This window comes from Burkholderia sp. Ac-20384 (assembly GCF_017104605.1).
GTDB lineage: Bacteria > Pseudomonadota > Gammaproteobacteria > Burkholderiales > Burkholderiaceae > Burkholderia > Burkholderia lata.
In genome coordinates, this window is record NZ_JAAGPE010000104.1 from 18,463 (window position 1) to 28,671 (window position 10,209).

Sequence of the window (10,209 nt, forward strand, 5' to 3'; positions counted from 1 at the left end):
TTCAGACAGTGCGCTCCACGCGTGGCGCAGGCGCTTTCGCAATGATCTCGGCGGCGAGGCGGCGTGCCTCGGCATCCGCCGCCAGGACGTCCTCGAGCCCGTCGGGCGTACGGTTCGGCAACGTGTTGAGCACGGCGTCGACCGTCGCCGCAATCGCCATGAAGCCGATGCGGCGCTCGAGAAACGCTTCGACCGCGACTTCGTTCGCCGCGTTCAATGCGGCGCTCGCGATGCCGCCTTCCTCAAGCGCCTTCAGCGCGAGCGCGAGGCACGGGAAGCGCGCGTAATCGGGCTTCTCGAACGACAGCTGGGCGATCTGCGCGAGGTCGAGCTGGTCGACGCCCGCATCGACACGCTCGGGGAACGCGAGCGCGTACGCGATCGGCGTGCGCATGTCGGGGTTGCCGAGCTGCGCGAGCACCGAGCCGTCGCGATACGACACGAGCGAATGGATCACGCTCTGCGGGTGGATCAGCACGTCGATCCGGTCGCCCGGCAGGCCGAAGATCCAGTGCGCCTCGATCACTTCGAGGCCCTTGTTCATCATTGTCGCCGAATCGACCGAGATCTTGCGGCCCATCACCCAGTTCGGATGCTTGCACGCCTCGTCCGGCGTCACGTCGACGAGCGTGGCCGGCTCGCGCGTGCGGAACGGGCCGCCCGACGCGGTCAGGATGATCTTCGAGATCCCGCCGTGCTCGGCCGCGTCGCGCGGCATGCACTGGAAGATCGCGTTGTGTTCGCTGTCGACCGGCAGCAGGATCGCGCCATGGTCGCGCACCGCGTCCATGAAGATCGCGCCCGACATCACCAGCGCTTCCTTGTTCGCAAGCAGGATGCGCTTGCCGGCGCGCGCGGCCGCGAGGCTCGGCGCCATGCCGGCCGCACCGACGATCGCCGCGACCACCGTGTCGCAGCCATCGCTCTTCGACACGTCGACGAGCGCCTGCGGCCCGTGCAGCACGGTCGTCTTGCTGCCCGCCGCGCGCAGTTTCGCGTCGACGTGCGCGGCCGTCGCGGCATCGCCGACCACCGCCACTTCGGGTGCGAAGCGCAGGCATTGCTCGACCAGCTTGTCGCCGTTGCGGTGTGCGGTCAGCGCATAGACCGAGAAGCGCTCGGGATGGCGCGCGACCACGTCGAGCGTGCTGTCTCCGATCGAGCCCGTGGAACCGAGCAATGTCAGACGTTTTTGCATAACAGAAATAATGGTTTAACCAAGCAGCAGCATCGCGAGCGGCAGCACCGGCAGCAGCGCGTCGACACGGTCGAGCACGCCGCCATGGCCAGGCAGCAGTCCGCTCGAATCCTTCACGCCCGCCTGCCGCTTCAGCAGCGACTCGAACAGGTCGCCGATCACGCTATACGCGACCAGCAGCGTCAGTGCGGCCCATGCGCCGGGCATCCCGTAGCGCACGGCGAACGCGGAAAACAGGGTCGGCTCGAACGCATGCGCGGCCATCGCGACACCGGCGACGACCATCACCGCGAGCCAGCCACCGATCGCGCCTTCCCAGCTCTTGCCGGGGCTGATCGTGATGGCCAGTTTACGCTTTCCAAAAGCCTTGCCCGCGAAGTATGCACCGATATCGGCGAGCCAGACGACCAGAAGCAGCGACAGCACGAACGGCACGCCCTGCGCACGCGCCGCGACGAGCGCATGCCAGCAGGCCGCAAAGACCACGAGGCCGGCCGCGAGCAGGAACGGCCGCCATGCGCCGCCCGCGAGCGCCGGCTTGCGCCGCAGCGTGAACGGGCCGACCAGCAGCCAGAACACGCCGGCTGCCATGAAAAGGGGACGGGACGAGGCCGCATCGACGCCGAGCGGCGCCGTTGCCGCGAGCGCCAGCGCCGCGACGACTGCATAGATGACCGGGCCGGCGCCGCCGAGCTTGAGCAGGCGCGCCCATTCCCACGCGGCGAACACGAGCACGACGCCAATCAGCGCGCCGAACGCGGTGAGCGGCGCGAACAGCGTCACTGGCAGCAGGACCGCCAGCATCACGATCGCCGTGATCACACGGGTTTTCAGCATGAAAGGGAGTCGGCGTTCTGCGATTGCGGTTCGAGCTGTGCGCTCGTGCGGCCGAAGCGGCGCTCGCGCTCCGTATACGACGCCATTGCGTCGGTCAGTGCCGCGCCGTCGAAATCCGGCCAGTATTTGTCGGTGAAATAGAATTCGGCGTACGCGAGTTGCCACAGCAGGAAGTTGCTGACGCGCTGCTCGCCACCGGTACGGATGAAAAGATCGGGCTCCGGCGCATAGGCCATCGCCAGGTGCGGCGCGAACGCGTCCTCGGTCACTTCGACCTCGCGCCCCTCGCGCACGGCCTGCTCGATGAGCTTCTTCGTCGCCTGCAGGATGTCCCACCGGCCGCCGTAGTTGGCCGCGATGGTGAGCGTAAGACGGGTATTGCGCGCCGTCTTGGTTTCGGCGCGGCGGATCAGTTCGCGGATGCGCGGCTCGAAACGGTCGAGATCGCCGACGACACGCAGGCGGATCCCGTTTGCGTGAAGCTTGCCGACCTCGCGCTCGAGCGCGGTGATGAAGAGGCGCATCAGGAACGACACTTCGTCGTTCGGACGGCGCCAGTTCTCCGAACTGAACGCGAACAGCGTCAGGTATTCGACGCCGGCGCGCGCGCAGCCTTCGACCACCGCCCGCACGGCATCGACGCCGCGGGTGTGCCCCGCGACGCGCGGCAAGCGGCGTTCGGTCGCCCAACGGCCGTTGCCGTCCATGATGATCGCGATGTGACGCGGCACGACGCCGACGTCAGGCACGCGAACGGTAGAGCTGGTATAGGTCATGGCCGTTGAGACAGTAATGCGGGAAGAAGGCGGCGCGCGAGGACGGTCGTCAGACCGTCATGATCTCGGCTTCCTTGCTCTGCACGAGCTTGTCGATTTCGGCAACGTGCTTGTCGGTCAGCTTCTGCACGTCGTCGCTCGCGCGGCGCTCGTCGTCTTCCGAGATTTCCTTGTCCTTCACGAGCTTCTTGAGCGCTTCGTTCGCGTCGCGACGCAGGTTGCGGATCGCGACCTTGGCCGTTTCGCCTTCGCTCTTCACGACCTTGGTCAGCTCGCGGCGGCGCTCTTCCGTCAGCGCGGGCATCGGCACGCGGATCTGGTCGCCGGACGTTGCCGGGTTCAGGCCGAGATCGGCTTCGCGAATGGCCTTCTCGACCTTCGCAACCATCGGCTTTTCCCACGGCTGCACACCGATCGTGCGCGCGTCGACGAGCGTCATGTTGGCAACCTGCGAAATCGGCACCATCGACCCGTAGTAGTCAACCTGCACGTGATCGAGCATGCCGGTGTGCGCACGGCCCGTACGGATCTTCGCCAGATCGCTCTTGAATGCATCGATCGAGCGTTGCATCTTCTGCTCGACGCCCTTCTTGGTATCAGCGACACTCATTTCAACCTCCGAACCTTCAAACCTTCAAAGAACGCGGACCCCACCCGGCGCATCTGGCGCGCCGCGGCCGATGGCCCGCATCCGCGGGAGTTTACACGTGGACGAGCGTACCTTCGTCCTCGCCCAGCACGATGCGCTTGAGCGCGCCCGGCTTGTTGATCGAAAACACGCGAATCGGCAGCTTCTGGTCGCGGCACAGCGCAAAGGCCGTCGCGTCCATCACCTGCAGGTTGCGGCTGATCGCCTCGTCGAACGTGATCGTCGTGTAGCGCGTGGCCGACGGATCCTTCTTCGGATCGGCAGAATATACGCCATCGACCTTGGTCGCCTTCAATACGACCTCGGCGCCCACTTCCGAACCGCGCAGCGCGGCGGCCGTGTCCGTCGTGAAGAACGGGTTGCCCGTACCGGCCGCGAAGATCACGACGCGGCCTTCCTCGAGCTGACGGATCGCGCGGGGCCGGATGTACGGCTCGACGACCTGGTCCATCCGCAGCGCGGACTGCACACGCGCCTCGATGCCGGCGTGGCGCATCGCGTCCTGCAGCGCCAGCGCGTTCATCATCGTCGCGAGCATCCCCATGTAGTCTGCCGTTGCGCGATCCATGCCGGCCGCGCCACCCGCGACACCGCGGAAAATATTACCGCCACCGATCACGACCGCGAGCTGCGTACCGAGACGCACGACTTCGGCGATATCGGCCACCATCCGTTCGATCGTCGCGCGATTGATGCCGAAGGCATCGTCGCCCATCAGCGCTTCGCCGGAGAGTTTGAGAAGGACGCGTTTATAGGCATTGGACATAGGGGCTTCCGAGCGACGAGAGGATGACAACCACGAACTGTAGGGGCGAAATACTGATTCGGGCAAGCGCCGACGGTCGGACCGGGTTTCCCGGCCGGCCGGCGGCGGCGCCGACCGCGGCGGAGCGGACGCCCGCCGCGGATACTGCCTGACTGCTTACGGCTTACTGCTGCTTTGCTGCTGCGACTTGCGCGGCCACTTCGGCGGCGAAGTCGTCCTGGCGCTTCTCGATGCCTTCGCCGACGACGAACAGCGCGAACTTCTGCACTGCGGCATTCGCTGCCTTCAGCATCTGCTCGATCGTCTGCTTGTCGTTCTTCACGAACGTCTGGTTCAGCAGCGACACTTCCTTCAGGTACTTCTGGACGCTACCGTCGACCATCTTCGCGACGATTTCAGCCGGCTTGCCCGATTCCGCAGCCTTCTGCTCGGCCACGCGGCGTTCCGTGTCGATCAGTTCTGCCGGCACGTCAGCCGACGACAGCGCGACCGGCTTCATTGCCGCGATGTGCATCGCGACGTCCTTGCCGACCTGCTCTTCCGCGCCCGTGTACTCGACGATCACGCCGATACGCGCGCCGTGCAGGTACGTTGCGATCTTGTTTGCGGTTTCGAAACGGACGAAACGGCGGATCGAGACGTTTTCGCCGATCTTGCCGACCAGTGCCAGGCGCACTGCGTCGACCGTCGAGCCTTCGAGCGGCAGTGCCGACAGCGCAGCCACGTCAGCCGGGTTTTGCGTCGCGACGAGTTCTGCAACCGTCTTCGAGAATGCGAGGAAATCGTCGTTCTTCGCGACGAAGTCGGTTTCGCAGTTCAGTTCGACGAGCGAACCTGCGTTGCCGCCGACGAACGATGCGACGACGCCTTCTGCCGTCACGCGCGATGCCGCCTTGCTCGCCTTGTTGCCGAGCTTGACGCGCAGCAGCTCTTCAGCCTTGGCCAGATCGCCGTCGGCTTCCGTCAGCGCCTTCTTGCACTCCATCATCGGTGCGTCGGTCTTTGCGCGCAGTTCTGCCACCATGCTTGCGGTAATTGCCGCCATCATTCGCTCCTTGAGTCTGTATTCACAACGCCGCCCGCTTGGACGCGAACGGCCGAGATTCGGTTCCGGACCCGCGCCGATTCGGCGCGATCAGGTCCGGCGCACAAGCTTAAAAAAAGGGGGCCTGTTGAGAGCCCCCTTTTTGCGCCGGCTCGGGGCCAGTTACGCGTTTTCCTCGACGTACTCGTCGTCGCCGCGCGCGGCCTGGACCACTTCGTTGACCGCGTTCGCACGGCCTTCGAGGATCGCGTCGGCCACGCCTTCAGCGTACAGCGCGACTGCCTTGCTCGAGTCGTCGTTACCCGGGATCACGTAATCCACACCTTCCGGCGAGTGGTTCGTATCGACCACGGCGATGACCGGCACGCCCAGCTTGTTCGCTTCGGTCACGGCGATCTTGTGGTAGCCGACGTCGACGACGAAGATTGCGTCCGGAATGCCGCCCATGTCCTTCACGCCGCCGATCGACTTCTGCAGCTTGGCGATTTCACGTTCGAACAGCAGCGCTTCCTTCTTGCTCATCTTCTCGGTTTCGCCCGATTCGACAGCCGCTTCCATGTCCTTCAGGCGCTTGATCGAAACCTTCAGCGTCTTGAAGTTGGTCATCATGCCGCCGAGCCAGCGCGCGTTGACGTACGGCATGCCTGCGCGCTGCGCTTCCTGGGCGATCGTGTCACGCGATTGACGCTTCGTGCCGACGAACAGGATCGTGCCGCGGTTTGCTGCCAGCTGGCGCACGTACTTCTGTGCGTCCGTGAACATCGGCAGCGTCTTTTCGAGGTTGATGATGTGAATCTTGTTGCGGTGACCGAAAATGAACGGAGCCATCTTCGGGTTCCAGAAGCGCGTCTGGTGACCGAAGTGGACACCCGCTTCCAGCATTTGGCGCATCGTAACTGCCATGTAAATTCTCCACGAGGGTTGGGTCTTAAGCCGGCCGCCGTACCGCCGCGCGATCCCACCCCGAAGGGCGCGAATTCCGCGCGGCCGGCACCCTGGTTGCGCCGGCTTGCGATTCGACACGTGCAAAACGCCCGTGCCGCAAGCCTTCTATCCGCCACACCGCCCCAACATGGGGCAAGTTCGGCAATTGGATATCGACTTAGCCAAAGAGTATAGCACGCCGATTTGTCCGCTCTCAAGTCGCGCACCACTTTCGCTTGCCGCGCGGCAGCCGGCCGGACAATCCGCGAAAACCCGCATCCGCGCCGCCGGCAGGGGCTGCGACGCCTGCCAGAAGGTGCGATAATCCGTCAATTCACCGCATTCCAGGCATACCTCGATGGCTATTACGCTCAAAAACGAACACGATATCGCCGAGATGCGCGTCGCCTGCCGTCTCGCGAGCGAAGTGCTCGACTTCATCACGCCGCACGTCGTCGCGGGCATCACGACCGCCGAACTCGACCGCCTCTGCCACGAGTTCATGCTCAACGAGCAGGGCACGATCCCCGCGCCGCTGAACTACCAGCCGCCCGGCTACCCGCCGTACCCGAAGGCCACCTGCATTTCGGTCAACGACGTGATCTGCCACGGCATTCCCGGCGAGAAGGTGATCAAGAACGGCGATGCGCTGAACATCGACGTCACCGTGATCAAGAACGGCTACTTCGGCGACACGAGCCGCATGTTCATCGTCGGCGAAGGCTCGATCCTCGCGAAGCGCCTCGTGCAGACCACCTACGAATGCATGTGGCTCGGCATCGACCAGGTCAAGCCCGGCGCGCACCTCGGCGACATCGGCTACGCGATCCAGAAGCACGCGGAAGCGCAGGGCTACAGCGTCGTGCGCGAATACTGCGGCCACGGCATCGGCACGGTGTTCCACGAAGATCCGCAGGTCGTCCACTACGGCCGCCCGGGCACCGGCATCGAACTGAAGGCCGGGATGATCTTCACGATCGAGCCGATGATCAACGCCGGCAAGCGCGACATCCGCACGATGCCCGACCAGTGGACGGTCAAGACGCGCGACCGCAGCCTGTCGGCGCAGTGGGAGCACACGGTGCTCGTCACCGAAACCGGCTACGACGTGCTGACCGTGTCCGCCGGCACGCCGGCGCGCCCCGTGTTCGCGCAACCGGCAGCCGCCGTCTGAGCGCCGTCGCGCCAGCCCGCCCCACCCGCACCTGAACGGCCGCCCATGAGCGCTCACGCTGCCCCCTCGCCCGAAGCGCTGTCGCGGCGCGCCGAATTCAAGGCCGCCAAGACGGAGATGCTCGAGCGCTTTCGCCGCGCGGCGAACGTCGCGTCGCTGATGCACGCGCTGTCGAAACTCACCGACGAAGCGCTGAAGCGCGTGTGGGACGACTGCGGGCTGCCCGCGACGCTCGCGCTCGTCGCCGTCGGCGGCTATGGGCGCGGCGAGCTCGCGCCCTATTCCGACGTCGACATCCTCGTGCTGCTGCCCGATGCGCACGACCCGGCGCTCGACGCGCGCATCGAGCGCTTCATCGGCATGGCATGGGATCTCGGCCTGGAGATCGGCAGCAGCGTGCGCACGGTCGCGCAATGCATCGAGGAAGCATCGCAGGACGTCACGGTGCAGACCTCGCTGCTGGAAGCGCGCCGCATCGTCGGCAGCACCGCATTGTTCGAGCGCTTCACGGTGCACTACCACGAGGCGCTCGACGCCCGCGCGTTCTTCACCGCGAAGGTGCTCGAGATGCGCCAGCGCCACGCGAAATTCCAGGACACGCCGTACAGCCTCGAACCGAACGTGAAGGAAAGCCCAGGCGGGCTGCGTGACCTGCAGACGATCCTCTGGATCGCGCGCGCGGCCGGTTTCGGCAGCAGCTGGCGCGAACTCGACACGCGCGGGCTCATCACCGATCGCGAAGCGCGCGAGCTGCGCCGCAACGAAGGTTTCCTGAAGACGCTGCGCGCGCGGCTGCACGTGATCGCCGGCCGCCGCCAGGACATGCTCGTGTTCGACCTGCAGACGCAGGCGGCCGAGAGCTTCGGCTACGAGCCGACGCAAGCCAAGCGCGCGAGCGAGCAGCTGATGCGCCGCTATTACTGGGCCGCGAAAGCCGTCACGCAGCTCGCGACGATCCTGATCCAGAACATCGAGGCGCAGCTGTTCCCCGCAACGAGCGGCATCACGCGCGTGCTGTCGCCCGACCGCTTCGTCGAGAAGCAGGGCATGCTCGAGATCGTCGACGACGGCGTGTTCGAACGCCACCCCGACGCGATCCTCGAAGCGTTCCTGTTGTACGAGACGACCCGCGGCGTGAAGGGCCTGTCCGCCCGCACGTTGCGCGCGCTGTACAACTCGCGCGAGATCATGAACAACACGTGGCGCCGCGATCCGCAGAACCGCGACACGTTCATGCGGATCCTTCAGCAACCCGAAGGAATTACGCACGCGTTCCGGCTGATGAACCAGACGAGCGTGCTCGGCCGCTACCTGCTGAACTTCCGCCGCATCGTCGGCCAGATGCAGCACGACCTGTACCACGTGTACACGGTCGACCAGCACATCCTGATGGTGTTGCGCAACATCCGCCGCTTCGCGGTGGCCGAGCATGCGCACGAATATCCGTTCTGCAGCCAGTTGATCGGCAACTTCGAGCGCCCTTGGGTGCTGTATGTCGCGGCACTGTTCCACGACATCGCGAAGGGCCGCGGCGGCGATCATTCGACGCTCGGGATGGCCGACGCACGGCGCTTCTGCCGCGAGCACGGTATCGCCAGCGACGACGCGGCGCTGATCGTGTGGCTCGTCCAGCATCACCTGACGATGAGCCAGGTCGCGCAGAAGCAGGACACGAGCGACCCCGAAGTCATCAAGCGCTTTGCCGAAGTCGTTGGCAACGAACGGTACCTCACCGCGCTGTACCTGCTGACCGTCGCCGATATCCGCGGCACGAGCCCGAAGGTATGGAACACGTGGAAGGGCAAGCTGCTCGAGGACCTGTACCGCATCACGCTCGCGGTGCTCGGCGGGGCCAACCCCGACGCGCATTCGGAGCTGAAGTCGCGGCAGGAGCAGGCGCTCGCACTGCTGCGCCTCGAGACCGTGCCCGACGACGCGCATCGCGCGCTGTGGGATCAGCTCGACGTCGGCTTTTTCCTGCGTCACGACGCGGCCGACATCGCGTGGCAGACACGCGTGCTGTACCGGCACGTGAACGCCGAAACCGCGATCGTCCGCGCGCGGCCGTCGCCGATCGGCGACGCGCTGCAGGTGCTCGTGTACGTGAAGGATCGCCCCGACCTGTTCGCGGGCATCTGCGCATATTTCGACCGCAACGGGCTGTCGGTGCTCGATGCACGCGTCAGCACGACGCGGCACGGCTATGCGCTCGACAACTTCATCGTCACGCAGACCGAACGTGACGTGCGGTATCGCGACATCGCGAATCTCGTCGAGCAGCAACTCGCGTCGCGGCTCACCGAAACCGCACCGCTGCCGGAGCCGTCCAAGGGCCGCCTGTCGAGGCTGTCCCGGACGTTTCCGATCACGCCGCGCGTCGACCTGCGGGCCGACGAGCGCGGCCAGTACTACATCCTGTCCGTGTCGGCCAACGACCGGCCGGGCCTTCTCTATTCGATCGCGCGCGTACTCGCCGAGCATCGGATCGGCGTCCACGCGGCGCGGATCAATACGCTCGGCGAACGCGTCGAGGACATCTTCCTGCTTGCGGGTGCCGGCCTGTCCGACAACCGCCTGCAGATCCAGCTCGAAACCGAATTGCTGCGTGCGATCGCAGTCTGAATGAATTCCAGCGTTTATGCGCACCAAATTAACCGTCAAGAATCCGAAGCCGGCGTCGCCGACCCGCGCCCCTGTCCGCTCCGGCAGCCTCGTCGCACGCAAGGCGGTACGCCCCGCTGCACCGCCCGCGGGGGACAAGCCGGCCCGCCCGAAGAAGGCGTCCCCGGCCGCCGCCGGCGAACGCCCGTTCAAGCCGCGCGCCGTCGCGGGCACCGAAC

General features: G+C 65.7%; 9 protein-coding genes and 1 pseudogene. 3 read left to right on the top strand and 7 right to left on the bottom strand.

The window, feature by feature from the left end; translation table 11 throughout:
* Nucleotide 1: 1 nt before the first annotated feature.
* The 7 genes from G3O00_RS20395 to rpsB all read right to left on the bottom strand — a co-directional run bounded on the left by G3O00_RS20395 (nt 2) and on the right by rpsB (nt 6,174).
* Nucleotides 2–1,198 carry a 1-deoxy-D-xylulose-5-phosphate reductoisomerase gene (locus G3O00_RS20395; RefSeq protein WP_011352455.1) on the bottom strand — a complete coding sequence of 399 codons (1,197 nt, stop codon included), beginning with the start codon at nt 1,196–1,198 and terminating at the stop codon, nt 2–4.
* 15 nt (nt 1,199–1,213) lie between these two features.
* Nucleotides 1,214–2,035 carry a phosphatidate cytidylyltransferase gene (locus tag G3O00_RS20400; RefSeq protein WP_206144118.1) on the bottom strand — a complete coding sequence of 274 codons (822 nt, stop codon included), beginning with the start codon at nt 2,033–2,035 and terminating at the stop codon, nt 1,214–1,216.
* Nucleotides 2,029–2,811 (bottom strand): polyprenyl diphosphate synthase, encoded by a 783-nt coding sequence (gene uppS / locus G3O00_RS20405; RefSeq protein WP_206144119.1) that lies wholly within the window; start codon nt 2,809–2,811, stop codon nt 2,029–2,031. Before uppS ends, G3O00_RS20400 begins: the two co-directional genes overlap by 7 nt.
* A gap of 49 nt (nt 2,812–2,860) precedes the next feature.
* Nucleotides 2,861–3,421: a ribosome recycling factor gene (gene frr / locus G3O00_RS20410; protein WP_011352458.1), complete on the bottom strand. Its 561-nt coding sequence runs from the start codon at nt 3,419–3,421 to the stop codon at nt 2,861–2,863.
* A gap of 91 nt (nt 3,422–3,512) precedes the next feature.
* Complete coding sequence (gene pyrH, locus G3O00_RS20415; protein ID WP_011352459.1) at nt 3,513–4,226, bottom strand: UMP kinase; 714 nt, start codon at nt 4,224–4,226, stop codon at nt 3,513–3,515.
* A gap of 163 nt (nt 4,227–4,389) precedes the next feature.
* On the bottom strand, nt 4,390–5,271 hold the full coding sequence (gene tsf, locus G3O00_RS20420) for a translation elongation factor Ts (RefSeq protein WP_011352460.1): 882 nt from the start codon (nt 5,269–5,271) through the stop codon (nt 4,390–4,392).
* 162 nt (nt 5,272–5,433) lie between these two features.
* Nucleotides 5,434–6,174 (bottom strand): 30S ribosomal protein S2, encoded by a 741-nt coding sequence (gene rpsB / locus G3O00_RS20425; RefSeq protein ID WP_011352461.1) that lies wholly within the window; start codon nt 6,172–6,174, stop codon nt 5,434–5,436.
* A 379-nt stretch (nt 6,175–6,553) separates the two neighbouring features.
* On the opposite strand from rpsB, the gene map reads away from it, so the two are divergent.
* The 3 genes and pseudogenes from map to G3O00_RS20440 all read left to right on the top strand — a co-directional run.
* Complete coding sequence (map, locus tag G3O00_RS20430; RefSeq protein ID WP_174918842.1) at nt 6,554–7,369, top strand: type I methionyl aminopeptidase; 816 nt, start codon at nt 6,554–6,556, stop codon at nt 7,367–7,369.
* 45 nt (nt 7,370–7,414) lie between these two features.
* Nucleotides 7,415–9,991, top strand: coding sequence for a [protein-PII] uridylyltransferase (locus tag G3O00_RS20435; protein ID WP_174930988.1), 2,577 nt, complete (start codon nt 7,415–7,417; stop codon nt 9,989–9,991).
* 16 nt (nt 9,992–10,007) lie between these two features.
* Nucleotides 10,008–10,209, top strand: a pseudogene (locus G3O00_RS20440) (pseudouridine synthase); the annotation flags it as partial.

Bases quoted from the DNA above. Each gene is read 5' to 3' on its own strand.
- pyrH (WP_011352459.1), bottom strand. From the start codon at position 4,226: ATGTCCAATGCCTATAAACGCGTCCTTCTCAAACTCTCCGGCGAAGCG.
- rpsB (WP_011352461.1), bottom strand. From the start codon at position 6,174: ATGGCAGTTACGATGCGCCAAATGCTGGAAGCGGGTGTCCACTTCGGT.
- G3O00_RS20435 (WP_174930988.1), top strand. From the start codon at position 7,415: ATGAGCGCTCACGCTGCCCCCTCGCCCGAAGCGCTGTCGCGGCGCGCC.
- map (WP_174918842.1), top strand. From the start codon at position 6,554: ATGGCTATTACGCTCAAAAACGAACACGATATCGCCGAGATGCGCGTC.
- tsf (WP_011352460.1), bottom strand. From the start codon at position 5,271: ATGGCGGCAATTACCGCAAGCATGGTGGCAGAACTGCGCGCAAAGACC.
- uppS (WP_206144119.1), bottom strand. From the start codon at position 2,811: ATGACCTATACCAGCTCTACCGTTCGCGTGCCTGACGTCGGCGTCGTG.
- G3O00_RS20395 (WP_011352455.1), bottom strand. From the start codon at position 1,198: ATGCAAAAACGTCTGACATTGCTCGGTTCCACGGGCTCGATCGGAGAC.
- G3O00_RS20400 (WP_206144118.1), bottom strand. From the start codon at position 2,035: ATGCTGAAAACCCGTGTGATCACGGCGATCGTGATGCTGGCGGTCCTG.
- frr (WP_011352458.1), bottom strand. From the start codon at position 3,421: ATGAGTGTCGCTGATACCAAGAAGGGCGTCGAGCAGAAGATGCAACGC.